Below are 26,757 nucleotides of genomic sequence, written 5' to 3'. Positions count from 1 at the left end.
GCCAAGCGATAACACGCTTCAATTTCCAGGTCGGCAACAGCATGTTAATAAAGAGGGCGCGCGCAGCCATCCCCCTTTTCTGTTACTATCACGCGTTGGAAAATAGCGATATATATGTGAATATATATCGCTTCACATCACCATTCTCAATGTCGCTTTTACCGTGAACTATTCGCAGGAGAAACCATGAGCCTTCACCTCTGGCTGGCTTATACAGGCATCATCATCGCTCTGATTGCCATTCCAGGCCCATCCGCCTTAATCAGCATGTCGCACGGTTTACGTTACGGTGCTTCACGCGCAACAGCAACCGTACTCGGCGGTGTCAGCGCGGCAATGATATTGATGTCCTGTTCAGCATTGGGGTTAGGTGCCATCCTCGCTGCGTCCACCACCGCATTTATCGCATTAAAAATTATTGGTGCGGTTTATCTCATCTGGTTAGGCATCGCGTCATGGCGTTCTAAGGATATGAGCACCACGGAGCAGGACGTGCAGGAAGCCTCTGCTCCGGGCTGGTTTCCGCTATTCCGTAAAGGCTTTTTGGTCGGGATCAGCAATCCGAAAGATCTGTTGTTTTTCGCCGCGCTCTTCCCAAATTTTATCGATACCAGCGCCCCACACGCCTTGCAGCTCATTATTCTGGCGGTAACCTGGGCCTTCTTCGATTTCAGCATCATGTTTATTTATGCCTGCACGGGCCGTCGTTTGTCGGGCCTTTTCTCCAGCCCACGCCGCATTAAGCTGTTTAATCGCTCGACGGGTGGGATATTTATTCTGGCAGGCACGACGTTAGCCGCGTCAACGCGTTAATTAAACGCGGCTCCTGCTACCTTCTGGTCGACAGGAGCCATACGGTTACGATGCCGTGACAAAATCAGCAATCCCCTTCTCGTCCATCCGGTAGCGAACCCACTCATCCTGCGGCTTTGCGCCAATGCTTTTATAGAAATCGATCGCGGGTTGGTTCCAGTCCAGCACGCTCCATTCCAACCGTCCGCACTGTCTTTCCTGTGCAAGACGCGCAACCTGTTTCAGCAGCGCTTTGCCCGCTCCCGCCTGACGATACGCCTGCGCGATGTAGAGATCTTCCAGATAGATGCCATATTTCCCCAGCCAGGTTGAGTAGCTCATGAAGAAAATCGCATAGCCGACGGGCTTGCCATCAATCTCGCAAATCAGCGTTTCAGCCGTCGCCCCCTCGCCAAATAGCGAGCGCTCAATATCCTCAAGCGAAGCCAGGACTTCGTGGCGCGCTTTCTCATACACGGCAAGTTCGATGATTAAATCCAGAATCACGCTCGCATCTGATTTCTGCGCGGGGCGGATGACAATGTTTATAGAGGCAATATTTGTAGAGGTAATGTTCATAAAGGCTTTCTTCTCCGGTGCTAATTTTTCCAATGCCAACAATAACCAAGGCTTGCCATGCTACCGGATTAAAAATACTGTATGAACTGCATTTCCTACAGCGACTGATGAACATCATGCATCTCGATTTGCGACGTATCGATTTAAATTTACTGGTGGTATTTAACAGCGTGTATCAGCATCGATCCGTCGCCGCAGCGGCAAAAGAGCTGGCGATGAGCGCATCGGCGGTGAGCCACGCGCTGACGCGCTTGCGCAATACGTTTTCCGATGAGCTGTTTTTTCGCGTAGGCAACACCATGCATCCGACCGTATTGGCGGACGATATTGCGGAGCCGATCGCGGAAAGTCTGGCGCTACTGACGCAAGGTCTGACGCCGCGTCCACGCTTTAATCCCGCCCGCAGCACGGAAAGTTTCACCTTTTCCATCACCGATTACACCGCGTTTTCGGTGTTTCCAACCCTGATGGCGCACATGGAAAAGCTGGCACCCCATATCAAATTCAATCTGGTTTATTCGCCGCAAAAGGTCGCGATTACGGATTTACTGGCAGGGAAAATCGATTTTGCTTTAGGGTTCACCGACATGACGCAATCGGAGAACAGGGAAATTGAGGAGATAGACTGGATTGAAGACAGCTATGTCATCATCACCGCCGCGGATTATCTGTCAGGCAGGGCGCTTACGCTGGATGATTACCTAGCCGCCCGGCATCTTGTCGTAACGCCCTGGAATGAGTCCCGCGGGGTGATTGACTACGCGCTGGATAAGCTCAACAAGAAACGTCATATCGCACTAAAGACGCCTTCCATGATGAGTGCGCCGTTTATCATCGCCGATTCAACGCTGATCATGGCATTACCCCGCAATGTCGCGACAATCTTTGCACAATTCCTGCCCTTACGGATTCACGCCTTGCCTTTCACGGTGCCACCCTATCGCGTGAAGATATACAGTCACCGCCGCAATAGCCGTTCGGAAGCCAGTCAGTGGATTAAAAGTCTGTTACACAGGCTGGTGACACATCCCATAACGAACTGATAGCGGCGATAGGAAAATCACAAGCCTGACTGTCTGATTTTCGGTTCTGTTCCGGTAGCAAATTGTTCTGGTATTAAACGCCGAGATCGTCAGCCGCCTGCTCGCTTTCCGCAGTGGAAAACTTTGCGTAGGTCAGCGCATCGAGTAGCGCAGTGCGATCGATCGTTGGATAAATCTCCGGGCTCTGTAAAAGTTGGGCTATTTCCTGAACCGTCAACTGAGGGTAGATGGCGTGTGATGCAACGGCAATATCGCGAGCAGCGTAACCCAATTTGCGTAAAATCACCGCGATCTGCTGGTGTGTTATCGCATCCTGATACACGGTATAAAGCACGTCGGCAATTAATGTCGATGTCAAAACTGAAATACGGGACACATCGCCCGCTCGCCCACCCAATGCCTGAAGGATGTGTTCGACGGCCTGTTCTGGCGTTTTTCCCTGCGCCTGTTGTGAAGCCAGTACGGAAACCAGTTTATTTTTTATTTCATCATTTGCCATCGTTCGGTTCCTTCATACATTCATTAAAAATGTTATTTTAGTATAAGCACGCTACCTGTCATGGCACTAATGAGCAAACAAAATCATGCATCGGTACCCTTCAATAGGTACAAAAAGACATCAATCCGCTCAGCGGTGTATAATATGTCCAACTTTAGGAAACTCAGGCTCTCCCTCAGACGAAAGCCAACGCACATGCAGCTTGAAGTGTGACGGGGATAAAACACAGTTTGATACAACTCCGCACACATCGTTCCACCCTATTTTTTCCTGAAATGCGATAATCCTCCGATAAAAATCGTATTTTCGTTTATGCCTAATCATTTTCATCGCCCCAAAGGGCCATGAAAAATGAAAGGCTTAGTGAGCAATAAGGCTATAAGTCATGATCACCACCGACGGTAATAACGCAGTCGCTTCTGTGGCTTGGCGAAGCAATGAAGTCATCGCCATCTACCCGATTACTCCCAGTTCCAGCATGGCTGAACACGCGGCCGCCTGGTCTAGCGACGGTGGGCTGAATATATGGGGAGATACGCCCCGCGTTGTTGAAATGCAATCGGAAGGCGGCGCGATCGCTACCGTCCACGGCGCATTGCAGACGGGTACACTCGCCACCACGTTTACCTCATCGCAGGGTCTGCTGCTGATGATCCCCACGCTGTATAAGCTGGCCGGTGAGCTAACCCCGTTCGTCCTGCATGTCGCTGCCCGTACGGTTGCGACGCATGCGCTTTCCATCTTCTGCGATCATTCGGACGTCATGGCGGTGCGCCAGACGGGGTGTGCCATGCTGTGCGCCAGCAATGTGCAGGAAGCACAGGACTTTGCGCTGATCTCGCAAATCGCCAGTCTGAACAGCCGCCTGCCGTTTATCCATTTCTTCGACGGTTTCCGTACCTCACACGAAATCAATAAGATTGAGCCGCTGAGCGATGACGTCATCCGTCAGCTTCTGCCACAGAAATCCATTGATGCACACCGTGAGCGAGCGCTCACACCGGAACGCCCGGTGATTCGTGGTACCGCCTCGAACCCAGATACCTTCTTCCAGGCGCGTGAAGCCACCAACCGTTGGTATGACGCGGCGTATGAGCACGTTGAGCAGACGATGAAAGATTTCGCCGCGGCCACAGGGCGTCAGTATCAGCCGTTTGAATACTACGGCCACCCAGAAGCGACCAAAATCGTCGTCCTGATGGGTTCTGGCGTCGGCACCTGCGAAGAAGTGATCGATACGCTGCTGACGCGCGGCGAGAAAGTCGGCGTGGTGAAAATTCGCCTGTACCGTCCGTTCTCTGCCAAGCATCTGCTGGCCGTCATTCCACAAACGGCGAAGAGCATCGCGGTGCTGGACCGCACGAAAGAACCGGGTGCGCTGGCAGAACCGCTGTATCTCGATGTAATGACCGCGCTGGCCGAGGCGTTCTCCGCAGGTGAGCGTTCACTTATGCCACGGGTGATTGGTGGTCGTTACGGGCTGTCTTCCAAAGAGTTTACCCCGCAGTGCATACAGGCGATCTTTAATGAGTTAGCACTTGCTAACCCACGACCGCGCTTCACTGTCGGGATTTATGACGATGTCACCAACCTGTCTCTGCCACTGCCGGAACAGCATTTTCCCAGCAGCGCGTCGCTCGAAGCGCTGTTCTACGGTCTGGGCAGTGACGGCACCGTTTCTGCGACCAAGAACGCGATCAAAATCGTCGGTGAAACCACCCCGATGTTTGTGCAAGGCTACTTTGTCTATGATTCGAAAAAAGCCGGTAGCCTGACCGTTTCCCACATGCGCGTGGGTCCACACCCGATCAACGCAGCCTACCTGATCGATCAGGCCGATTTCGTCGCCTGCCATCAGTGGCAGTTTATCGACAAGTACAGCATGGTCGAACGGCTGAAGCCCGGCGGCGTTTTCCTGATCAACTCGCCGTATACCAGCGACGATCTGTGGCACCGTTTACCACAGGAAGTACAGGCAGGGCTGAATCAGCGCAACGCCCGCGTTTATTGCATCAATGCCGCCAAGATTGCCCGCGAGTGTCATCTGGGCGCGCGTATTAATACCGTCATGCAGATGGCGTTCTTCCACCTGTCACAGATTCTGCCAGCCGATGTAGCGGTAGAAAAACTGCGTACTGCTATCGCGAAGAGCTACGGCAGTAAAGGTCAGGAGCTGGTTGAGCGCAACTGGCAGGCGCTGAGCGCCACACTGGAAGCGCTGGCCGAGGTGCAACTGGAAGCCGTCAACCCAGACAGCCCACGGTGGCCGCCGGTGGTTTCCGACGCGGCACCCGATTTCGTCAAGACCGTCACGGCCGCGATGCTGGCAGGTTTGGGCGATACGCTGCCCGTTTCTGCCCTGCCGCCCGATGGCACCTGGCCGACTGGTACCACCAAGTGGGAAAAACGCAATATTGCGGAAGAAATTCCGCTATGGCAGCCGCAGCTCTGTACGCAGTGTAACCACTGTGTTGCCGCCTGCCCGCACTCGGCTATCCGCGCCAAAGTCGTTCAGCCAGACGCAATGGAAAATGCACCAGCCTCGCTGCAATCTCTGGATGTGAAAGCGCGCGATATGCGCGGTCAGAAATACGTGTTGCAGGTCGCCCCTGAAGACTGCACCGGCTGCAATTTGTGTGTGGAAGTCTGTCCAGCCAAAGACCGTCAGAACCCAGAAATCAAAGCCATCAATATGGAATCCCGTCTGGATAATCTGACAGCGGAAAAAGAGAATTTCGATTTCTTCCTGCAACTGCCGGAAATCGACAAATCCACGCTGGAACGTATCGATATCCGTACTTCTCAGCTGATTTCGCCGCTGTTCGAATACTCCGGTGCCTGCTCCGGCTGTGGCGAAACCCCGTACATCAAGCTGTTGACGCAGCTCTATGGCGATCGCCTGCTGGTCGCGAATGCGACAGGTTGTTCGTCTATTTATGGCGGTAACCTGCCTACGACGCCGTGGACGACAGATGCCAACGGTCGCGGCCCGGCCTGGGCTAACTCACTGTTCGAGGATAATGCCGAATTCGGTCTGGGCTTCCGCCTGAGTGTCGATCAGCACCGTCAGCGTGCCGTGCGCCTGCTCAACAAGCTGGCACCGCAACTGCCGCCGGATCTGGTTAACGCGTTGCAGGAAGAGTCTATTGCGCCCGATCTGCGCCGTCAGCAGATTGAACAGCTACGTGGATTGCTGGCCGCCATCAATGACACTGACGCCAAGCTGCTGGCGAGCGAAGCCGACCACTTTGTCGATAAATCCATCTGGCTTATCGGCGGTGACGGCTGGGCGTACGACATCGGCTACGGCGGGCTGGATCACGTCATGAGCCTGAGCGAAAACGTCAACGTGCTGGTGCTGGATACCCAGTGTTATTCCAACACCGGTGGACAGCAGTCCAAAGCAACACCGCTGGGCGCCGTCACCAAGTTTGGCGAGAAAGGCAAACGCAAAGCGCGTAAAGATCTCGGCATCAACGTCATGATGTACGGCCATGTGTATGTCGCGCAGATCTCACTGGGCGCACAGTTAAACCAAACGGTGAAAGCGATTCAGGAAGCCGAAGCCTGGCCGGGTCCGTCGCTGATTATCGCGTACAGCCCGTGTGAAGAGCATGGCTACGATCTGGCATTCAGCCACGATCAGATGCGTCAATTAACGGCAACCGGCTTCTGGCCGCTCTACCGCTTCGACCCACGCCGCGCCGAGGAAGGGAAAGCCGCGCTGGTGACGGATTCTCGTCCGCCATCCAACAGCCTGAGCGAAACGCTGATGAAAGAGCAACGCTTCCGCCGCCTGAATAGCATGATGCCGGAGGAAACTGCGCAGCTCTATGAAGAAGCAGAACTGGATCTGCGCCGCCGCTTTGATTTCCTGACCATGATGGCAGGCAAGGCAGAGAAAAACCCGCAGGAATAACCACCTCCCTCCAAACCGGCTTCGGCCGGTTTTTCATTGGCGTCTTTCTCTATCCGAACAAGGTTGAATACCGAAGCATCCAGCGTCGATAACCCAGTTTGTCAGGCACGGTAAAGATGGGCTGACAAGAAACGAGTTACCCTATACTTTATAAGATTATTCGCTCGTTACGGTGTAAAACCGCTCTTAACGTCGCAGAGGACGAAACATGAAAGGAAAGTTCGCACCATCGCAGATTGCATTGCACTGGCTGGTTTTTCTGTTGCTCGTTGTGACCTATGCCACCATAGAGCTACGCGGATTTGCTGAACGCGGCTCGCTGCTGCGCACCGTGATGATCGTGACACACTTTAGCTGCGGCGTAGCCATACTGGTTCTTATGCTGGCTCGCTTATTCCTACGCCATCGCCATACCTCACCCGCCATTACGCCAGCGCCGTCACGTTGGCAAAGTGCGCTGGGCTCACTTACCCACGCCGTTATTTATCTCCTGTTTATCACGCTGCCGATTCTGGGCGTTGCCTCACGCTATTACAGCGGTCGGGACTGGATGCTTTTTGGGATCGGTATGCCAACATCCGCTACGCCGAATTTTGACCTGGCTGAAACGCTGATTGGCTGGCATGAAACGCTGGCACCGCTAGGGTACTGGCTCATTGCTCTGCACACCGCCGCTGCCCTGTTCCACCACTATGTCATGAAAGACAACACGCTGCTGCGCATGATGCCAGCCAAGCGCGATAATTGAGCCACGAAGGAACAAGTATGAAAGTCGCACTGGGACAATTCGCCGTTGACCGTGAGTGGCAGCAAAACGCCACAACCATCACTGAATTTATGTCGGCAGCCCAGCAAAACGGTGCCGACCTGCTGGTGCTGCCTGAAGGTGTGCTGGCTCGCGATATCACCAATCCCAACATGGTGCTTACCGCTGCTCAGCCGCTTGATGGCCCGTTTATTTCACACCTGCTGGAAGCCAGTAAAGGCAGCGATCTGACGACGCTGCTGTGTGTGCATATCCCAAACGGCGAAGGGAAAGTCTGGAATACGCTGCTGGCACTGCGCAACGGCGAGATCGTCGCGCAATACCGGAAGCTGCATCTGTACGATGCGTTTTCCGTACAGGAATCGGAGAATGTGCTGGCAGGCGAAGACGTTCCACCGCTGTTGACCATCGCTGGGCTTAACGTCGGGCTGATGACCTGCTATGACATCCGCTTCCCTGAGCTTGCACGCAGGTTGGTACTGGACGGCGCGGATGTCCTCGTTCTCCCGTCAGCCTGGATTAAGGGGCCGCTGAAAGAAGCACATTGGGAGTTGCTGGTGCGCGCCAGAGCGCTGGAAAACACCACTTATCTCGTTGCCGTTGGCGAATGCGGCGTCAAAAATATCGGCAACAGCATGGTGGTCGATCCTTTAGGCGTTGTCGTGGTTCAGGCACCGGAAACACCGGCTCTTCTCTATGCCGATATCGACCCAGAACGACTGGCGTATGCCCGTCAGATTCTTCCAGTACTGGCTAATCGCCGTTTTAACAAACCCACGTTAGACGGGGAAAATTGAGTTGCAGTTCACTCTACGCAGCTTCCTCATCTCATTCGGACGCCAAAAAGTGTGATTAGTTACACATGTTGTTTCCCTCGGAGGCCCTTCTGCACATATAATGCGCATCCGGTCGTCATTGCGACCCTAGCAGACCAGCCTCCTGATTCGGGGGGGTGCATTTACCACTCAAATAAAGAAACGAAAATGAGTATTCGCGCGATCTTTACTTTAGTTCTTGCAGCCGCCGCGTTCAGCCAGGCCGCTTTTGCCGTTGTTTATCCTCTGCCTGCGGCTAACAGCCGACTGGTAGGCGAGAACATCGAAATCACCGTACCGGAAGATAGCACACAGCCGTTGGAACATTTTGCAGCACAGTTCCAAATGGGTCTGAGCAACATGATGGAAGCCAATCCAGATGCGGACGTTTACCTGCCTATTCCCGGCAGCAAAATGGTCATTCCTCATCAGTTGATTCTGCCAGATGCACCGCGTGAAGGCATTGTCATCAACAGCGCAGAAATGCGTCTGTACTACTACCCGAAAGGCTCCAAGACCGTGGTCGTGCTGCCAATCGGAATTGGTGAGTTAGGTAAAGATACGCCGATTAACTGGACAACATCCGTTCAGCGCAAGAAAGCGGGCCCAACCTGGACGCCAACCGCGAAAATGCACGCAGAATATGCGGCACGCGGTGAAACCCTGCAAAAAGTTTTCCCAGCAGGCCCAGATAACCCAATGGGGCTGTACGCGCTGTACATCGGTAACCTGTACGCGATCCACGGCACCAATGCCAACTTCGGTATTGGCCTGCGCGTCAGCCACGGCTGTGTCCGTCTGCGCGCCGATGATATCAAGTATCTGTTCAACAACGTTCCGGTCGGTACTCGCGTTCAGTTCATCAATGAGCCAGTGAAAGCCACCATTGAGCCAGATGGTTCACGCTATGTTGAAGTTCACAATCCGCTGTCTCGCACGGTAGAAGAATTCCATTCTGATTCTCCGGCACCGATCAGCATGACGCCAAAAGTGAGCAAAGTCTTGGCCGATGCCAGCGTGAACACCAGCGAAGTCGATCAGGCAATCCAGAGACGTTCTGGTATGCCGACCAAAATCAATGGTCTGATCGAACAAGCCACGCCGGCCATTCCGGTTGAATCTGTTGCTGCGCCTGCCGCACCAGAAGCACAGCCGCAAGATAGCCTCAATGCCGTGCAAAATGCTGCACCAGTTGAAGCACAGACGACGACCGCAGCCGACGCTAACCGTTCGTAATCGCCTATGGCGCGTTGGAAACCCGAACCGGTTTCCAACGCGTTTATCTACTGTCCCTATCGTTTACTTGTTCTGTGAGGCTTCCAGCGCCTGCGCCACATCAGCGATGATGTCGTCAATATGCTCAATGCCGACCGAAATTCTGACCAAATCTTCACTCACTCCTGCTTTCGCCAGCTCTTCCGCATTTAACTGCCGATGCGTGGTACTTGCCGGATGGCACGCAAGCGATTTAGCATCGCCAATATTCACCAGTCGTAAGATCATCTTCAGCGCATCAATAAAATGTCCTCCCGATGCTTTCCCGCCTTTAATGCCAAAACTGATAATCCCAGACGCTTTACCCGAGGTAATTTTGTCGCAGTTGGCTTTATAGGGGCTATCCGGCAACGCGCCATAGTTCACCCAGGTCACCAGCGGATGCTGATTCAGATAGCCAGCCAGCGCTTCGGCATTACTGCAATGGCGTTCGATGCGTAGACTGAGCGTTTCCAGCCCCTGCAACAGCAAGAACGTACTGTGCGGAGAAAGCGCCGCGCCGGTATTGCGCAGCGGCACCACGCGGCAGCGTCCAATATAAGCCGCCGGGCCGAAAGCCTCGGTATACACCACGCCGTGGTAAGAAGGATCGGGCTCATTCAGTAACGGGAAACGCGCTTTATTCGCAACCCAGTCAAACTTGCCAGAATCGATAATCGCGCCGCCGATGGTAGTGCCATGACCGCCGATATATTTGGTCAGTGAATGGACGACGATATCTGCGCCGTGCTCAAAAGGTCGGCACAGCACGGGCGTCGCTACCGTATTATCAACAATCACCGGAACGCCGTGGCGATGCGCAATCTCCGCGATTTTAGCAATATCGACGATATTTCCCGCCGGATTCCCTATCGATTCACAAAAGACGGCGCGAGTGCGGTCATCAATCAGCGATTCCAGCGTCGTAAAGTCATCGAAAGAGGACATCCGCACCTCAACCCCCTGACGCGGCAGAGTGTGGGCAAACAGGTTATAGGTGCCGCCATACAGCTGGCTGGTGCTGACGATATTGTCCCCAACCTGCGTGAGCGCCTGAAGGGAATAGGTAATCGCCGCCATACCAGATGAAAGCACCAGCGCGCCAATGCCGCCCTCAATAGCCGCAAGCCGCTGCTCCAGCCCCGCGTTCGTCGGGTTCATGATACGGCTATAGATATTGCCCGCCACCTTAAGATCAAACAAATCGGCACCGTGTTGCGTATCGTCAAATGTGTAAGAGGTCGTCTGGTAAATCGGCACGGCAGCGGATTTCGTTGTCGCTTCAGATTCATAACCATGATGTAGCGCGAGGGATTCAAGTTTCATCTTACGGACCTTTTTGTTGATCGTTGGAGTGAAGAGAATATCCAGACAAAATAGCAGACAGCGATCGGGAAAAGCACTTGATGGTGTAGAAGAAATGGAGATAAGTTAGTAAAAACAAGACTAAATTTCAGCGTTACATTATTACGCTGAAGCGCCCTCACACAACCGAGATCCATCGCTGAACAGAATCTGAAAAAACGATAAAATTTGCTCAGAGAAAAAACGTGCGCCCCGTAACCTATCTGCATGTAACGTATTGCACCGCCTGCAAATCACAGCTACTTTTAACATTATGACCCCCCACCCGAAGCGCAATAAATGACTGATAAAATAAAAAATATCGCTACCTGCGAATTGCCTGCCAGCGTCCAATTTCCCTACTACGATCGTAAGGCCCTGAAGCCGCGCATCGTCCATATCGGTTTCGGTGCTTTTCATCGCGCTCATCAGGCACTGCTCACCGATCGCGTGCTGAATATGGTGGGAGGAGACTGGGGAATTTGTGAAGTCGTGCTGTTCAGCGACGACACCATGATCAATTCGCTACGCCAGCAGGATCACCTGTTTACCGTGTTGGAAAAAGCGGCGACGGGCAATCAGCCGATTGTCGTTGGTGCCGTGTGTGAATCGTTACATGCAAAAATAGAAGGCATTGCTGCCATTATTGAGAAACTCGCCGCGCCAGAAACCGCCATCGTTTCCCTGACGATTACCGAAAAAGGCTATTGCATGGACGGAACGAGCGGCAAGCTGGATCGGAGCAATAAGCTTATTCAACAGGATCTCATCGATCCTCGTCATCCCGCCTCAGTGCCAGGGTTGCTGGCGGAAGCGCTGCGTTTGCGTCACGAACGCGGGATAGCGCCGTTCACCGTCCTGTCCTGCGATAACGTACCGGAAAATGGCAAAACATCCAAAGCCGCCGTGCTGGAATCTGCGGGGCTCAACGATCAGAGCCTGATCGATTGGATCGAAGCCAACGTGTCTTTTCCGAATACGATGGTGGATCGCATTGTCCCTGCCGCGACGCCAGAAGCGTTGCAGGAAATTGCCGAGCACCTTGGCGTCGCCGATCCCTGTGCGATAGCCTGTGAGCCCTTTATTCAATGGGTGATAGAGGATCATTTCACTGCCGGACGCCCTGAGTGGGAAAAAGCAGGCGTGCAGCTGGTGCATGACGTACTGCCGTTTGAAGAAATGAAACTGCGTATGCTGAACGGCAGCCACTCGTTTTTAGCCTATCTGGGCTATCTCGCCGGTTATGATCACGTCAGCGACTGCATGAATGACGAGAACTATCGCCGTGCGGTGTCTCATCTCATGCTGCTGGAGCAGGCACCGACACTCAGCGTCGTGGATATCGACCTGAAAGACTATGCCGTTCAGTTGCTTACCCGTTTCGCCAACCCAGCGCTCAAGCATCGAACCTGGCAAATCGCGATGGATGGTTCACAAAAACTGCCCCAACGCATGCTGGAATCGCTACGTTGGCATGTGCGTAATGGCGGAGACTATCGCTGTCTGGCATTAGGGATCGCAGGGTGGATGCGTTATGTCAGCGGGAAAGATGATGCAGGCAACCCTATCGAAATCCGCGATCCGCTGGCTGACAAGCTCAGACAGGTCGTTGCGGAAACGTCAGATAATGCCGAACGGGTCAGCGCGTTTCTTAATATTCGTTCTATTTTCGGCGATGATCTGTCAGCAAACCACGATGTATTTAACGCTATCGCACAGGCGTATCTGAAGCTGCGCGATCACGGCGCAAAGAACACCGTGGCCGCACTGGTACAAGACTTTAAATAACGATAAACCCAAGTAGCGCAAGATATACCGCACTCTGGACACCCAGCGACAGAGTGCGACCTTTACCCTTAGTTTCATCCAGCCACGGTAGCGATGACCAACTCATTCCCCCACCAATAACCGCGATCAACAACATCGCTGCGGCAACCAGCCAGACAAGCTTATCCAGCAGCGAATTGGGAAACAAAATTTGCATTGCGGAAACGACGAGAAACAGCGTAACGCAACGCAATACCCCGACCAAAATACCCGCACGATCTCTCAGCCCACGCGGAGCGGAGGACGGTAACCAGGCCTGAAAAGCAAACAACCCAACCACAGCAATAAAAATCACATAAATAATGGCATAGACCAGCAAATGACTCACGTTACGGCTCCTGATGAGGGAATGTGATGAAGTAAACTGGGCGGGATGATGACGACATTTCCTCTCTGCGGTCAATGCGTTATTTCACATCATGCTATCGATTTGTGGGGGAGCACTCACTATCGCCTCGTCGCCAATCTTCACGCATAATGCTTTCCCGTAATAAATTTACACACTTTGTAAATTAAGAACATAAATACACCACCAAATAATTATAAAAAGCAAATTAAAATATCTTATTTCATGATCTACCTGACAGATCGTTATTAAAAGCGTTCTAAAGCGTGATCGTCAGTTTACTTTCTTTTCAATAGAGCAAATTATAAAGAAATGATAGTTCAATCGAACTGAAATATTGTTTCATATTTGTAATTAGGCTGATCATGAATAAACCAATCTCTTTTAAACATACGTTCTGCTATGGCAGCGCTAACCTGCTTGGCAGTGGCGCGCTGGCTATCAGCGGCGCATGGCTGATGTATTTCTACACCACATTCTGTGGGTTAACATTGGTTCAGGCTGCTGCTATCTTCTCCGTTGCCAGCATCATCGATGCTATCAGTAACCCCATCATGGGATACATCAGCGATAACTTCTACAACACCCGTGTTGGCCGCCGATTTGGCCGCCGCCGCTTCTTTATTTTGCTGGGTGTCCCGCTGGTTCTGGTCTACCCCATGCTATGGGTTGAAGGCTTTGGCTTCTGGTACTATCTGGCGACGTACGTACTGTTCGAGCTGATTTACACCTCGATCATGGTGCCGTATGAGACGCTGGCTACCGAAATGACCTCTGACTTTAAACTGCGTTCTAAGCTGACGGGTTCTAAAGCCATTTTCGGTAAAATCGCCAACTTCCTGGCCGCGTTCATTCCTGGGCAATTTATTGCCATCTACGGTAAAGATTCCGCAACGCCATTCTTCTACACCGGTCTGGTTTACGGTGCCATTATGTGTGCAGCAATGATCGCGCTGTATATGACATCCTGGGAGCGCCCGGTAAACGAAATCGTCCGTGAAAGCACGTCCAGCCTGTGGCAAGCGATGAAAAAACTGAGCGTGGATATGGCTTCCACTTTCCGTTTGCGTATTTTCCGCAAGCATCTGGGGATGTATCTGTTTGGCTTTGGCGCTGAGTGGCTTTTCGCTTCCGCATTCACCTACTTCATCGTTTTTGGCTTGAAGCAGAACACGGCGCTGGTATCACACCTCAATAGTTTCAGTTCAATTATGCAGCTTATTTCTACCGCAGCCTTTATCGGTATCTGCGTCAAAATGGGCTTTGCGCGGCCGTTCCGTCTGGCCTTGATGGTGGTGATTGTCAGCGTCATAGCCTACGCCGCACTCTATTTTGCTAACTGGTCAGAAGAGATGACCATCTTTGTGCTGTTCGCCATTACGGCCGTATTTGGCCTGAGCACGGGCGGTATCTACTACATTCCCTGGACGGTTTATACCTTCCTGGCCGATGTGGATGAAGTGCTGACCGGGCGTCGCCGTGAGGGTATTTACGCCGGTGCCATGACGTTTGCCGGTAAAATGGTTCGCTCTGTGATTGTCTTCGCGATGGGCTGGACACTGAGCCAATTCGGCTTTGTTTCCGGGCACTCAGTACAGCCAGAATCTGCCGTACAGGCGATTGTTGGCGTGTTCTCACTGGGTGTTATCGGCCTTGCGCTGGTTGCGATTTACTACACGACGCAAATGAAATTGGATCGTAAGAACCACGCCATTCTGCTGGAAGAGATTGCACGTATCAAAGCGGGCGGCGCGATTGCCGATATACCGCCTCATGCTCGTGCTGTCGCAGAAGAACTGACAGGCTGGGAATATGAGAAGTGCTGGGGTAACAACCCGTTAGGCGTTCAGTCAGAAGACGCTAAACCGCAGGTTGCGACGGCACAGCATTAATTGAAGACGTTCGTTTATACAAACGTTTATTGAAGACAGGTATCAGGTAAAAACAATCAGCCCAATCTCGTATTGGACTGGCTCAGAATGTTGACGAACCTTTTTGCCGAACGAAAACGGGAGTAACGGAATAGAAGAGTAAAGCGTTTGCGCCAAGGATGGCGCAATCCGAGCGTACAGGGAAGTGTTCACAGCGTCTTTACGATCTATCCGTTACTACCGCTCGGCGGCCTTTGTCAGCAACCTCAATCAGCCCAATCTCGTATTGGGCTGATTCATTTAGCGCGTCGTGTTTTGATTAACGGACAGACAGGATATGGCAGGCGCTCGCGTCAATCGCCTGCCAAAATACAGGATTAAATCAACGAGGCTTCTTTCAATTCGCTTTTCAGGTAAGCGTAGTATATCGGCGCTGCAATCACGCCGGACAAGCCAAATGCCGCTTCAAACACCAACATCGCCAGCAGAATTTCCCACGCGTGCGCTTTGATCCTCGTCCCAACAATTTGTGCATTCAGGAAGTACTCAAACTTGTGAATCAGCATCAAATACACCAGTGCAACTAGCGCAATCGGCAACGAAAGCGATAAGCCAGACAGGAAAACGATCGAATTGGAGATCAGGTTGCCAATCACTGGCAGCAGGCCAAAAACAAAGGTAAGCACCACCAGCGTTTTGGCAAACGGCAGATGAATACCACACAGCGGCAAAGCACCAAGAATGAAAATGGCAGACAGCACCGTGTTAACCGCAGAGATTTTCACCTGAGCGAAAACAATATTGCGGAACGAGGCCGACAACAGCGACACCCGGCGTAGCAGTTCCGCTTTGAGTAACGGTTTTTCCGTGTCTTTATCGACGTTATAAAGCGAGACGATCGCGCCAAGCACCATCCCAATCAGCATCGTCACAAAGCCATGCAGAAAGCTTTTTCCCATGTTCTGCAACATCACAATATGCGCCTGAACCCATTGCAGCAGCTCATGCTGGAGCTCTTCAATACTGACAGGCAGATACCCCGGTAAGTAATGGACAATCTGCTGTTGGATGTCATTGAGGATGTAGCCAATGCGCGCATTGAAGGCCGCCGTATCCTTCATTTCCTGCATCAACAGCCCGACCAGACTACCAAACAATAGGCTTAACAAGCTGACGACCAGCGTGCTGATCACCGCGACCACAATCCAACGGGCGCGTTTACCGCTGATGACCCGTTGGAAATAGGGCGTCAGTAAATTCACAATTTCATACACCAAAAAACCCGCGATAAAACAGGCTAGCAGGCGTAAAGGCAGCAATATAAGCAGGCCACCCATAATAAAGAAAAAGCTCAACAGGCGAGCTTGTTTCAGATTTAGTAACTGCATGATGACATCCCGTATGAAGAGGCAACGCCGAGGATACTCTTTGTGGAGTATGCTACGCCTTTTTCGGCACCAACAGATTGATATCTATGCGCCAGATTTACGTCTATTCGGCGAGTAGTACAAAAGAGGGATATTTTTGGTGTTTTATCAGCGAAATACCAGCAGTGTTTTAGCTCGGCCGGATATCCACCCACCAGGAAAAACGTCGGGTCACTTTCACCGGTAGCGTCCGCGTCACCGCGTCAAGCAGGCGATCGGTTTCATGTAGCGGAAAAACACCTGAGATCCGTAGATTCACGACAGCGGAATCGACATGAAAATAGCCATTGTGATAGCGGGCAATTTCATTAACAAACTGTCCTAACGGCATGTTATCCGCTACCAGCTGTCCTTTGCGCCAGCTCTGGCGGAAATTCTCAACGGGGGTGGGTTCACTGCACCTGTCGCGGGTAAAGATAACCTGTTGCCCTGCCGTCACGTGCTGCGCGGCGGGCACGGCCGTTTGTAGCAAAACCTCACCGCTAAAAACGGAGAGGACGCTGTGAGCGGACGTATAGCGCAGCGTTAATTGGCAAGAATGCGCGGAAGCAGCGAGATCGCCATGGGGCGTGGTCAACCGGGCAGCGTGAGCCGTTTGGTTGTCCAGCATCAATTCACCTTTGATCAATTGAAAGGTCAGCGGCTGAGACAACGCGGGGTTGCCCTGCTGATTCAAGGCCGAATCCGTGTTGAGCCAGACGGTCATCCCCGTTTCGATGTTGAGCTCACGCGTTTCTCCCGTCCCCGTGTGGTAATCGGCCGCATAGCTTTCCCACGGCAGACTGAATCCTACGCCTCCGGTAAGACTGGCAATCGCCAATAATTTGAGCATACGCCGACGTTCCTCACCTCGCTTGCTCAGCACCGAAGAAGCTAATTGGCTGTCTACCGCATGAAAGCGGGCATGAATCTGTTCAACCTGCTGCCAGGCAAGCCGATGGGTTTCATCCTGATGTAACCATCGCTGCCATGCCTGACGTTCGTGCTCAGGGCAGTCTTCGTCATACAGCGTGGCATACCACTCAGAGGCGGCATAAAGAACATCTTTCGGAATAGAAGAAGTAATAGAGGAAATCATAAGTCCTGACACAATAGACAATTCAGCATTGCCTGTGCCATATATTTTTTCACCATCCGCTCGGAAACGGCTAATTGTTCAGCAACCTGCCGATAGGTCAGGCCATCGAGATGCACAAGCAAGAATGCCTGACGCACTTTGCCCGGTAGCGTCGCCAGCATCTGGTCGATGGCCATCAACGCATCAACCACCATAACCTGCTGTTCCAGCGAGGGAGAAAAAGTAAACGCCTGCTCTGCCAGCACCTGAAGATAGGCATTCTCGATATCTCTACGTCGCCAGTGATTCACCACCAGCCCGTGGGCGACAGTCGTCAACCAGGCACGTGGTTCACGGATACGATCGGCCTGATGCAGGCAGATCAAACGTAGAAACGTATCCTGTGCCAGATCCGCAGCCTGCTGTGAACACCCCAAACGCCGACGCAGCCACGCCTGTAACCAGGCATGATGGTCATGATAAATCTGCTGAACGTTTAAGGTTTCAGGCTGATGGAGGCAGACAGCGGCGGGACTCTTCACGGTATTCGCTCAATGTGACAGCAATGAAATGATTTTCATTATCATTAAAAATAAAGTCAACGACTATTCACGTTTATCGTGCTGATTACGCTAAAAAGGAGGGCGCTGCATGGCGTGCATGCAAAAAGAAAGAAGCCCGAGGGCTTCTTTCAGAGAGAGCAGAGAACGAAGATTACCAACGATAGCTGACATTCGCGCTAACGTTACGGCCTTCACCGTAGTAGCACCAGTAGTTACAGGCGCTGACATACTCACGGTTGGTCAGGTTCGTTGCATTAACCTGCAACCGCCAATCTTTGCTGAAATCATAGGCGATCATCGCATCCCACAGTGTATAAGCAGGAACCTTCATGTCCGCTGAATTGGCGATATCACCGTAAGAACTACCCACATAGCGCACACCGCTGCCGATACTTAATCCTTCCAGCTTGCCGTTAAAGGCATAAGTCGCCCAGCCAGACACGATATGTTCAGGCAGGCCCGGTAGGCGTTTACCCACTTCACCGATGGTACCTGATTTAGTGGTCTCCACTTCGTTATATGTGTAGTTTGCCGTCAGCGTCAGACCGGTATAAACCTCACCGCTCAATTCCAGCTCAAGGCCGCGTGAACGGGCCTCACCCGCCTGAATAGTGAGACTCGGGTTTTTAGGATCCGTCGTTTTCACATTCTTCTGTTCCAGATTAAACAAGGCAGCAGAGGCATAACCGTTAAAGCCTTCTGGCGTATATTTCACGCCAACTTCCGTCTGCTGGCCTTCTTCTGGCACATAAGGACGTTCATAGCCATCACGACCCGACACGGGAAGGAACGATTCCGAATAGCTGACGTAAGGGGAAATACCGTTATCAAACAGGTACATTACCCCAGCAGTCTTGGTAAATTTGGTATCGTCGGTACGAGTATCCGCGCCTGAGGAGAAATTACGGTCGCGAGACTTCGCCACGTCGTAACGTCCACCCAGCAAGACGATCAGACGCTCGTCATACTTAATCTGGTTCTGAACATAGTAACCCGTCTGATGACGGCCAGAGCGGTGAGCGAACAGTTGGCTGTCTGGTGATGTATAGTTGCCGTAAACTGGGTTAAAAATATCGATAGGGTCGCCAAAGGCGTACAGGTTTCCATCGCGGCTTTGTGTATTGGCACGGCGGTAATCGAACCCGAGCAACAGCGTGTTTTCAATATCTTCCCACTGCCATTCACCTACTAACCGGTTATCCGTAGCCCAGTTTTGCGCAAAACCGTCACGGTAGGTCAGCCCACGATTAGCCTGACGATCATTAGCCATACTCAGCGCATAAGCATTGCGCAGATCCAAATTCAGATAGGTGTAGTTCACATTCTGGTGGAACGTCCAGGTATCATTAAGGTGATGTGTGAACTCATAGCCCAGACTGAATTGTCGGGTATCGTGGCGGTTCATACCCGGTTCACCCAGCGACGTTTTATAGCCGACTTTGCCAAACGGCGTGTCATGCAATGTGCCATACGGCAGCTTGAAGCCGTTGGTCGTGTCGGATTTCGTCTCCATGTAGCTGGCTAACACGGTCAGTTCCGTATCTTCTCCGAGAAGCGTGACGCTCGGTGCCAGATAAAGGCGCTTGCTCTTCGAAAAGTCCATCTCACCCGAGGTATCACGCGCCAGCGCAACGACCCGATACAACACCGATCCGTCATCGTTTAACGGCCCCGCACTATCGACAGCCAGATGGCGATAATCGTTAGAGCCGTATTCCAGCTCCACTTTCCCCTGCGGCAAACGCGTTGGTCGTTTGGTGATGACGTTGACCAGACCGCCTGGCGGGTTTTGCCCATACAGAACGGAGGCTGGGCCTTTCAGGACTTCGATACGCTCAACGCCGAACGGCTCAATCTGCTGGCCGTAGAATCCATCTTCATTCAGCGTAGCCAGGCCATTCTGGAAGCGGGACTGATCGCTAAATCCACGAATAGTCACCCATTCGGCTTTATTATCCGGCCCGTATGGCGTTGCCAAAATACCGCTGCTATAGCGCAGCGCCTGATCGATCTTTTGCGCGCCGCGCTCTTCGATCTGCGTCTCTGTCACAACCGAAACCGCGCGTGGCGTCTCTGAAATCGGCACATCCAGCTTCATCGCGGTATTCGGTGGAGCGGTGACGACGATCCGATCGTTTTTAGCAACAACAGGCGCAGAAACAGAGACTGGCTCACTCGCCGTGCGCTGCACAAGCGTCACGCTGCCATCGGCACTGTACTGTGCACTTAAGCCACTGTTGCTGAGGATCTGCTGGAAACCCTGCTCAACGCTGTAGTTCCCCCGCAACCCCGCACCATGTTTACCCGCCACAACTGCCGGATCGTAAGAAAGTAATACGCCAGCCTGTTGGGCAAATTGATTGAGCACCTGATTGAGCGGGCCAGACGACACCGTGTATTGCTGGACGGACGCCGCAGACGCAGCATAGACCGCCGCCATTGGCAGCACTGAGGCAAACGATGCCCCAAGTACCCCGGCACGTAAAGTACGAGCCAACAGGTGGGTACGGAATTTAACCATTATTTATCCCCTATCGCATAAGAAACGCTTGTTTTCAGAAGCTATGCCAAGTGAGAGCGTAAAAAGGGGAACCAGAAATCGAAAAATAATTGAAATAATTATGATCAATGAGAAGTTATTACGAAAAAAGCGTTGTCGACATTGATAAACCGATGTGCACAAATGTTCTCATCAGTAAAAAACTGACATCGGTTTTTATCAAAAAGTGCTTTATGGCAATAATGCAGTCATGGCTCAACCTCATCGACAATTAGACGGCAGTCTACTTATTCATTCGCCATCTTTCAGTATTCAATACGCTAAAAATAAAGAAAACTTCCAGAAACTATTATCACCATTTAATAAACCGAGATGTCTAAAGGAATCATCAACAATGAAGGCCGAAGGAAAAGATAATAGGTAAGGAGGAAGGTAAACCACTATCGAAACGTTTCGCTATTTATTTCAAACAAGCATATTGCATGCAATAAAATATACAAACCTCTAATTTTATTAATTTTTTATATCATCGTGATTAATAAAGAACGTTGTTAATTCTTCATTTATAAAGAATTGGCGCTGCTTTAGCTGTTCTACTGGCCGTAGGCAGATATCAGAGAACAATCCACGCAATCGATTGCTGTTGGTAAAATGAGACTAAATCAGAGATAGTCATGTTATTAGTAACAACAACTTTTCTTTTGTCGTTATTTTTCACTGGAAAAACCACATTTCCATTCTTCCGGCCCAGATAATCCCCGATTATTCAAGTTTATGACGCTAAATTCGTCGAAGGCTCAACCGCATCCTGGTTTAGGATCAGCAGAGAAAGCACTCGGTTTTCAACGTTCAGCTTCGAAAAAGACAGCGTACTTAACTGCTTTTTGGTAAAGCCATCAGACAACAAATCCGACACCACGCGCGTACTCAACATGTTGGAATTCGTCATAAAATCGTGATAGGCAAACTTCACGTTGATAGGTAGTACATCATCAATTGAAACGGGCGTATTCATTTCTTCTGCACGCAATCCAAAATGGGCATTGAAGGCAGAATTCGCACAGACGACCTTACATTTCTCGTCAATCACCGCCACAGCACGTCTATCATTCTGAACTGGTTGAGAAAGCATGCCTAAAATCTCATTCCGGCCAAATATCAGACTCATTGTTTCCTCTGCATCATGCTATGTAAAAAGATATCTCACAGCGCACCATGACGCTACGGCACACCATTGATAAGCAATCAACCTACCGGAATTAAAAAGGTTTCCGGGCTAATAGTGTTCTTCCCTCCCCCCAGAAAATCACCTAACGAAAAGGGTGAATTTCACTAACCGAAACCTTTTATGGGTTCTCAGGCTAGCGGGGCTCAAACATCTGCCGCCTTACTTAGCGTCAGTGATGTTGGGTATATCTACGTTATTTATTTTGGAAACCGGATATTTCTGAATAAGACACAAAAAATAACATTCCACTTTTCTTTTTGTCAGCGGCTAGCGCACGGCATCTTTACTCTTTTTAAGAAGGCTCACATCTGTACGGTGGAACCTACTCAAAGTGTAGATTATTCACACTTATCTGCTCGTTAGTAATCAGATAAATCTATTTCATTAATAGCCTACACATAATTAACAACCAGAACAAAATTTCAACACCCAGACCACTGTTGGACGCGTTAAATAGCTGGCCTACGTAGGAATATACTCTGAACATGATTTTTACTATCGGTTGAATAAGCAGGATCTTTACGCCTTTTGATCGTAAAGGGCGATCAAAAACCTGATAATGATAGATATAACCTATTGAAAACAATGAATTGATCGTTTATGACATTATAACAGCACTGATTATTCTTCTGACTGTCATATTGTGACACACATCACTTATCACCTTTTGACCACGACGAAAAAACTGCCTGATTTCTGAACCAAAAGACTATCTTTTAAGTCATCCCTCACTGCTTTTCCTGCATTGCGTGATCAATCGCGCAAAAAAGAAACAAAGATAAGTGGTTAACTAGAATTAACCATTATTTGACATAGCATTAACATGTTTAAGGAGAAGCGCTATGACACAACATAATAAACACGCTATTCCCGCTTCAATTGCGGAAAATGCACTGATAAATGCCCAGCAATACAAAAATATGTATCAATTGTCCGTTGACGATCCCGCCGCCTTTTGGGGTGAGCAGGGAAAGATCGTCGATTGGATCAAACCCTATAAAACGATCAAGAACACCTCATTTGACCCCGGCCACATCAGTATCCGCTGGTTTGAAGACGGTACACTCAATGTGGCAGCAAACTGCCTGGATCGCCATCTGGCCGAGCGTGGCGATCAAACCGCGATCATCTGGGAAGGCGATGACGCGGCAGAAAGTAAAAAAGTCACCTACCGTGAACTCCATCAGTCCGTGTGCCGCTTCGCCAATGTACTGAAGTCGCAGGGCGTCAAAAAAGGCGATGTCGTTGCTATTTATATGCCGATGGTGCCGGAAGCGGCCGTGGCAATGCTGGCCTGTACAAGAATCGGGGCCATACATTCGGTGATCTTCGGGGGCTTCTCTCCCGAAGCAATTTCCGGTCGTATCATCGATTCCAGCGCCAAACTGGTCATTACCGCCGATGAAGGTATACGCGCCGGACGTGTGATTCCGCTGAAGAAGAATATTGATGAGGCGTTAAAGAACCCGAACGTCACCACCATTTCCAGCGTTATCGTTTTCCGCCGTACGGGTAAGATCAATGAATGGCAAGACGGGCGCGATCTGTGGTGGCACGATCTGGTTGAAAAAGCAGACGATCATTGTCCGCCGGAAGAGATGAACGCGGAAGATCCACTCTTTATCCTTTATACCTCCGGTTCAACGGGGAAACCCAAAGGCGTATTGCACACCACTGGCGGCTATCTGGTTTATGCTGCACTGACCTTCAAATATGTCTTCGACTATCATCCCGGCGACATTTACTGGTGTACGGCAGATGTTGGCTGGGTCACGGGGCATAGCTACCTGCTTTATGGTCCACTGGCATGCGGTGCAATTACGCTGATGTTCGAAGGTGTACCAACCTGGCCGGACGCCAGCCGCATGGCACAAGTGGTCGATAAGCATCAAGTCAATATTCTCTACACCGCGCCCACGGCGATCCGCGCGCTGATGGCTGAAGGTGATAAAGCGATTGAGGGCACATCGCGTGAATCCCTCAGGATCATGGGTTCCGTCGGTGAGCCGATCAACCCGGAAGCCTGGGAGTGGTATTTCAACAAAATCGGCAATGGTAAATGCCCTATCGTCGATACCTGGTGGCAAACCGAGACGGGTGGCTTCATGATCACCCCTCTGCCCGGCGCAATTGAGCCGAAAGCCGGCTCTGCGACGCGTCCGTTCTTCGGTGTACAGCCTGCGCTGGTCGACAACCTTGGCAACCCGCAGGAAGGTACGGCGGAAGGCAATCTGGTCATCGTGGATTCCTGGCCGGGTCAGGCAAGAACCCTGTTTGGCGATCACGACCGCTTTGAGCAAACCTACTTTTCTACCTTTAAAGGCATGTACTTCAGCGGTGACGGCGCACGCCGTGACGAAGATGGCTATTACTGGATCACGGGCCGCGTTGACGACGTGCTGAACGTTTCTGGGCATCGTCTGGGGACGGCGGAAATCGAATCAGCGCTCGTTGCACACCCCAAGATTGCCGAAGCCGCCGTGGTCGGTATTCCTCACCATATGAAAGGGCAGGCCATTTATGCCTACATCACGCTGAATCACGGTGAAGAACCGTCCAGCGAACTGTATACGGAAGTCCGCAACTGGGTGCGTAAGGAAATCGGTCCGATTGCCACACCGGATATCCTGCACTGGACTGACTCTTTACCAAAAACGCGGTCCGGCAAAATCATGCGTCGTATTTTGCGTAAGATCGCCGCCGGTGACACCAGTAATCTGGGGGATACCTCAACGCTGGCCGATCCTGGCGTCGTCGAAAAACTGCTCGAAGAAAAGCAGGCTATGAGTACCGCCTCTCAATAACCCTCTGCCCCACCGCTCTCTTCATTTCCGTAAGCCATGATGTGGCTTGCGGGAATGTGGGTGGTGATAAATCAGGCGGTGACATCGCGGTAGCGCTCAACCCTACAGATTACCGGAGACTTATGATGAATGATGCCATTTATCAACGGATTGAAAGTAACCCCTTATTCAGAGAACTGGTCAACAAGCGACAGCGTTTTGCCGTTTTTCTTTCATTAATCATGCTGGTGCTTTATGTCGGTTTTATTCTGCTAATCGCCTTTGCGCCTGGCTGGCTGGGAACGCCGATCGCTCTAGGTTCCAGCATTACTCGCGGTATTCCGATTGGTGTGGGATTGATTGCGATTTCTTTCATTCTGACCGGCGTCTATGTGTATCGCGCTAACGGCGAATTTGATCGTCTGACCAAGCAGTTACTGGATGAGGTAAAGCAATGAAAATACGCTTTATGATGCTGTTCGGGCTGTTAACGCTGCCAGTGCTTGCGTGGGCAGCCGATGCCCTCACGGGGGATGTCCAGCGCCAGCCGTTGAATATTCAGGCCATCGTGATGTTCCTGTTGTTCGTCGGCGGTACACTGTATATCACCTACTGGGCGTCGAAGAAAACCCGTTCACGTAGCGATTATTATACAGCTGGCGGCAACATTACCGGTTTCCAGAATGGGCTGGCGATTGCGGGTGACTACATGTCAGCTGCATCCTTCCTCGGTATTTCTGCGCTGGTCTATACCTCCGGTTACGACGGCTTGATTTACTCACTCGGCTTTTTGGTCGGCTGGCCCATTATTCTGTTTCTGATCGCAGAGCGGCTGCGCAACCTCGGGCGTTATACCTTTGCGGATGTCGCATCCTACCGTTTGCAGCAGCGCCCGATCCGTAGCCTTTCCGCCTGTGGTTCTCTGGTGGTTGTCGCTCTGTACCTCATTGCGCAGATGGTGGGCGCGGGGAAGCTCATCGAACTGCTGTTCGGCCTCAATTACCATGTGGCCGTGATACTGGTCGGTATTCTGATGGTGATGTATGTAATGTTTGGCGGCATGCTCGCCACCACATGGGTACAGATTATCAAAGCCGTCCTGTTGCTATTCGGTGCCACCTTCATGGCCGTCATGGTGATGAAATCCGTCGGATTCAGCTTTAACGAACTGTTCAAACAGGCGATGGTGGTTCACCCGAAAGGCGCGTCTATCATGAGCCCCGGCGGGCTGGTTTCTGACCCGATATCCGCGCTATCTCTCGGGTTGGGCCTGATGTTCGGTACGGCCGGTCTTCCACACATTCTGATGCGTTTCTTCACCGTCAGCGATGCTAAAGAAGCGCGTAAAAGCGTGTTCTATGCTACCGGGTTCATGGGCTATTTCTACTTCCTGACCTTCATCATCGGCTTCGGTGCTATCCTGCTGGTCAGCGCGAATCCTGAATTTAAGGACGCAACGGGTGCGCTTATCGGTGGGAATAACATGGCAGCGGTGCATCTTGCCGATGCGGTCGGCGGTGACTTCTTCCTCGGCTTTATCTCCGCTGTGGCCTTTGCCACCATTCTGGCCGTCGTCGCCGGTTTGACGCTAGCGGGTGCCTCTGCCGTATCCCACGATCTCTACTCTAACGTGATCAAGAAAGGGAAAGCGACGGAGCGTGATGAGCTGAAAGTTTCGAAAATCACGGTACTGGTGCTGGGCGTCGTAGCGATTTCGCTCGGCATCCTGTTTGAGAACCAGAACATCGCCTTCATGGTTGGGTTAGCGTTCTCTATCGCCGCCAGCTGTAACTTCCCGATTATTATCATCTCCATGTACTGGTCGAAGCTAACCACGCGCGGAGCGATGATTGGCGGTTGGGCGGGTCTGTTGACCGCTGTTATTTTGATGATATTGGGGCCGACGATCTGGGTAAAAATCCTCGGTCACGCTACGCCGATTTACCCTTACGATTATCCAGCGCTGTTCTCCATGCTGGTCGCGTTTATCGGTATCTGGTTCTTCTCCATCACCGATCGCTCCGAAGCCGGACAGCAGGAACGCGCACGCTTCCATGCACAGTTTGTCCGCTCACAAACTGGCGTCGGCGCATCAAAAGGCAGTTCTCACTAATCCTTCCTTCTCATCCTCCCCCTCACAGGGG

At 51.6% G+C, this 26,757-nt stretch carries 20 protein-coding genes; 11 read left to right on the top strand and 9 right to left on the bottom strand.

The window, feature by feature from the left end; translation table 11 throughout:
* The first annotated feature begins 186 nt into the window (after positions 1-186).
* Entirely contained in the window at positions 187-813 is a 627-nt protein-coding gene (locus KKH3_RS02635; RefSeq protein ID WP_039355520.1) for a LysE family translocator, read from the top strand.
* Positions 814-858: 45 nt separating this feature from the next.
* Here the strand turns inward: KKH3_RS02635 and KKH3_RS02630 are convergent, their stop codons facing one another.
* Positions 859-1,341: a GNAT family N-acetyltransferase gene (locus KKH3_RS02630; protein WP_029367525.1), complete on the bottom strand. Its 483-nt coding sequence runs from the start codon at positions 1,339-1,341 to the stop codon at positions 859-861.
* Positions 1,342-1,478: 137 nt separating this feature from the next.
* Here KKH3_RS02630 and KKH3_RS02625 point away from each other — a divergent pair, with 137 nt between their 5' ends.
* Complete coding sequence (locus tag KKH3_RS02625) at positions 1,479-2,414, top strand: LysR substrate-binding domain-containing protein (RefSeq protein WP_039355518.1); 936 nt, start codon at positions 1,479-1,481, stop codon at positions 2,412-2,414.
* 73 nt (positions 2,415-2,487) lie between these two features.
* On the opposite strand, the gene KKH3_RS02620 is transcribed toward KKH3_RS02625, so the two are convergent.
* A complete protein-coding gene (locus tag KKH3_RS02620) occupies positions 2,488-2,913 on the bottom strand; it encodes a hypothetical protein (protein WP_039355516.1) in 426 nt (141 codons plus the stop codon).
* Positions 2,914-3,298: 385 nt separating this feature from the next.
* Between KKH3_RS02620 and nifJ the strand changes: the two genes are divergently transcribed.
* From nifJ to KKH3_RS02600, 4 genes are all read left to right on the top strand, one after another.
* Positions 3,299-6,832 carry a pyruvate:ferredoxin (flavodoxin) oxidoreductase gene (gene nifJ / locus KKH3_RS02615; RefSeq protein ID WP_039355514.1) on the top strand — a complete coding sequence of 1,178 codons (3,534 nt, stop codon included), beginning with the start codon at positions 3,299-3,301 and terminating at the stop codon, positions 6,830-6,832.
* Positions 6,833-7,040: 208 nt separating this feature from the next.
* The gene (cybB, locus tag KKH3_RS02610; protein WP_039355512.1) at positions 7,041-7,580 is read left to right on the top strand and encodes a cytochrome b561; all 540 of its coding nucleotides are present in this window, start codon (positions 7,041-7,043) and stop codon (positions 7,578-7,580) included.
* A 17-nt stretch (positions 7,581-7,597) separates the two neighbouring features.
* Positions 7,598-8,395: a deaminated glutathione amidase gene (locus KKH3_RS02605; RefSeq protein ID WP_039355511.1), complete on the top strand. Its 798-nt coding sequence runs from the start codon at positions 7,598-7,600 to the stop codon at positions 8,393-8,395.
* 186 nt (positions 8,396-8,581) lie between these two features.
* The gene (locus KKH3_RS02600) at positions 8,582-9,649 is read left to right on the top strand and encodes a L,D-transpeptidase family protein (RefSeq protein WP_039355509.1); all 1,068 of its coding nucleotides are present in this window, start codon (positions 8,582-8,584) and stop codon (positions 9,647-9,649) included.
* Between the two features lie 63 nt (positions 9,650-9,712).
* Here the strand turns inward: KKH3_RS02600 and KKH3_RS02595 are convergent, their stop codons facing one another.
* The gene (locus KKH3_RS02595) at positions 9,713-10,993 is read right to left on the bottom strand and encodes an O-acetylhomoserine aminocarboxypropyltransferase/cysteine synthase family protein (protein ID WP_039355507.1); all 1,281 of its coding nucleotides are present in this window, start codon (positions 10,991-10,993) and stop codon (positions 9,713-9,715) included.
* Positions 10,994-11,311: 318 nt separating this feature from the next.
* Between KKH3_RS02595 and KKH3_RS02590 the strand changes: the two genes are divergently transcribed.
* The gene (locus KKH3_RS02590) at positions 11,312-12,799 is read left to right on the top strand and encodes a mannitol dehydrogenase family protein (RefSeq protein ID WP_039355505.1); all 1,488 of its coding nucleotides are present in this window, start codon (positions 11,312-11,314) and stop codon (positions 12,797-12,799) included.
* On the opposite strand, the gene KKH3_RS02585 is transcribed toward KKH3_RS02590, so the two are convergent.
* Positions 12,792-13,166: a hypothetical protein gene (locus KKH3_RS02585; RefSeq protein WP_039355502.1), complete on the bottom strand. Its 375-nt coding sequence runs from the start codon at positions 13,164-13,166 to the stop codon at positions 12,792-12,794. The two genes, KKH3_RS02590 and KKH3_RS02585, sit on opposite strands and share 8 nt — an antisense overlap.
* A gap of 383 nt (positions 13,167-13,549) precedes the next feature.
* Here KKH3_RS02585 and KKH3_RS02580 point away from each other — a divergent pair, with 383 nt between their 5' ends.
* Entirely contained in the window at positions 13,550-15,076 is a 1,527-nt protein-coding gene (locus tag KKH3_RS02580; protein ID WP_039355500.1) for an MFS transporter, read from the top strand.
* 356 nt (positions 15,077-15,432) lie between these two features.
* Here KKH3_RS02580 and KKH3_RS02575 read toward each other — a convergent pair whose 3' ends face one another.
* The 5 genes from KKH3_RS02575 to KKH3_RS02555 form a co-directional block, all read right to left on the bottom strand.
* Positions 15,433-16,443: an AI-2E family transporter gene (locus KKH3_RS02575; protein ID WP_039355499.1), complete on the bottom strand. Its 1,011-nt coding sequence runs from the start codon at positions 16,441-16,443 to the stop codon at positions 15,433-15,435.
* Positions 16,444-16,612: 169 nt separating this feature from the next.
* Positions 16,613-17,560: a FecR domain-containing protein gene (locus KKH3_RS02570; RefSeq protein WP_039355497.1), complete on the bottom strand. Its 948-nt coding sequence runs from the start codon at positions 17,558-17,560 to the stop codon at positions 16,613-16,615.
* Positions 17,557-18,081 carry a sigma-70 family RNA polymerase sigma factor gene (locus KKH3_RS02565; protein ID WP_039355495.1) on the bottom strand — a complete coding sequence of 175 codons (525 nt, stop codon included), beginning with the start codon at positions 18,079-18,081 and terminating at the stop codon, positions 17,557-17,559. The genes KKH3_RS02570 and KKH3_RS02565 overlap by 4 nt, the downstream gene beginning before the upstream one ends.
* A gap of 172 nt (positions 18,082-18,253) precedes the next feature.
* Positions 18,254-20,623 (bottom strand): TonB-dependent siderophore receptor, encoded by a 2,370-nt coding sequence (locus KKH3_RS02560; protein ID WP_039355493.1) that lies wholly within the window; start codon positions 20,621-20,623, stop codon positions 18,254-18,256.
* Positions 20,624-21,374: 751 nt separating this feature from the next.
* Positions 21,375-21,770 carry a hypothetical protein gene (locus KKH3_RS02555; RefSeq protein ID WP_039355491.1) on the bottom strand — a complete coding sequence of 132 codons (396 nt, stop codon included), beginning with the start codon at positions 21,768-21,770 and terminating at the stop codon, positions 21,375-21,377.
* A gap of 902 nt (positions 21,771-22,672) precedes the next feature.
* Between KKH3_RS02555 and acs the strand changes: the two genes are divergently transcribed.
* The 3 genes from acs to actP all read left to right on the top strand — a co-directional run bounded on the left by acs (position 22,673) and on the right by actP (position 26,726).
* Complete coding sequence (acs, locus tag KKH3_RS02550; protein WP_039355489.1) at positions 22,673-24,634, top strand: acetate--CoA ligase; 1,962 nt, start codon at positions 22,673-22,675, stop codon at positions 24,632-24,634.
* 125 nt (positions 24,635-24,759) lie between these two features.
* Entirely contained in the window at positions 24,760-25,071 is a 312-nt protein-coding gene (locus tag KKH3_RS02545) for a DUF485 domain-containing protein (protein ID WP_039355487.1), read from the top strand.
* The gene (gene actP / locus KKH3_RS02540) at positions 25,068-26,726 is read left to right on the top strand and encodes a cation/acetate symporter ActP (RefSeq protein ID WP_039355486.1); all 1,659 of its coding nucleotides are present in this window, start codon (positions 25,068-25,070) and stop codon (positions 26,724-26,726) included. The genes KKH3_RS02545 and actP overlap by 4 nt, the downstream gene beginning before the upstream one ends.
* The last annotated feature ends 31 nt before the right edge of the window (positions 26,727-26,757 follow it).

It is taken from the genome of Pectobacterium actinidiae (genome assembly GCF_000803315.1).
In the GTDB taxonomy this organism is placed as follows: domain Bacteria; phylum Pseudomonadota; class Gammaproteobacteria; order Enterobacterales; family Enterobacteriaceae; genus Pectobacterium; species Pectobacterium actinidiae.
This window is presented reverse-complemented; position numbering and strand designations above follow the sequence as displayed.

What these genes read in the sequence shown, in the direction of transcription:
- KKH3_RS02600 (WP_039355509.1), top strand. Translation starts at nt 8,582, where the DNA reads ATGAGTATTCGCGCGATCTTTACTTTAGTTCTTGCAGCCGCCGCGTTC.
- KKH3_RS02580 (WP_039355500.1), top strand. Translation starts at nt 13,550, where the DNA reads ATGAATAAACCAATCTCTTTTAAACATACGTTCTGCTATGGCAGCGCT.
- KKH3_RS02545 (WP_039355487.1), top strand. Translation starts at nt 24,760, where the DNA reads ATGAATGATGCCATTTATCAACGGATTGAAAGTAACCCCTTATTCAGA.
- KKH3_RS02635 (WP_039355520.1), top strand. Translation starts at nt 187, where the DNA reads ATGAGCCTTCACCTCTGGCTGGCTTATACAGGCATCATCATCGCTCTG.
- KKH3_RS02620 (WP_039355516.1), bottom strand. Translation starts at nt 2,913, where the DNA reads ATGGCAAATGATGAAATAAAAAATAAACTGGTTTCCGTACTGGCTTCA.
- actP (WP_039355486.1), top strand. Translation starts at nt 25,068, where the DNA reads ATGAAAATACGCTTTATGATGCTGTTCGGGCTGTTAACGCTGCCAGTG.
- KKH3_RS02605 (WP_039355511.1), top strand. Translation starts at nt 7,598, where the DNA reads ATGAAAGTCGCACTGGGACAATTCGCCGTTGACCGTGAGTGGCAGCAA.
- acs (WP_039355489.1), top strand. Translation starts at nt 22,673, where the DNA reads ATGACACAACATAATAAACACGCTATTCCCGCTTCAATTGCGGAAAAT.
- KKH3_RS02555 (WP_039355491.1), bottom strand. Translation starts at nt 21,770, where the DNA reads ATGAGTCTGATATTTGGCCGGAATGAGATTTTAGGCATGCTTTCTCAA.
- KKH3_RS02560 (WP_039355493.1), bottom strand. Translation starts at nt 20,623, where the DNA reads ATGGTTAAATTCCGTACCCACCTGTTGGCTCGTACTTTACGTGCCGGG.
- KKH3_RS02595 (WP_039355507.1), bottom strand. Translation starts at nt 10,993, where the DNA reads ATGAAACTTGAATCCCTCGCGCTACATCATGGTTATGAATCTGAAGCG.
- nifJ (WP_039355514.1), top strand. Translation starts at nt 3,299, where the DNA reads ATGATCACCACCGACGGTAATAACGCAGTCGCTTCTGTGGCTTGGCGA.
- KKH3_RS02570 (WP_039355497.1), bottom strand. Translation starts at nt 17,560, where the DNA reads ATGATTTCCTCTATTACTTCTTCTATTCCGAAAGATGTTCTTTATGCC.
- KKH3_RS02590 (WP_039355505.1), top strand. Translation starts at nt 11,312, where the DNA reads ATGACTGATAAAATAAAAAATATCGCTACCTGCGAATTGCCTGCCAGC.
- KKH3_RS02575 (WP_039355499.1), bottom strand. Translation starts at nt 16,443, where the DNA reads ATGCAGTTACTAAATCTGAAACAAGCTCGCCTGTTGAGCTTTTTCTTT.
- KKH3_RS02625 (WP_039355518.1), top strand. Translation starts at nt 1,479, where the DNA reads ATGAACATCATGCATCTCGATTTGCGACGTATCGATTTAAATTTACTG.
- cybB (WP_039355512.1), top strand. Translation starts at nt 7,041, where the DNA reads ATGAAAGGAAAGTTCGCACCATCGCAGATTGCATTGCACTGGCTGGTT.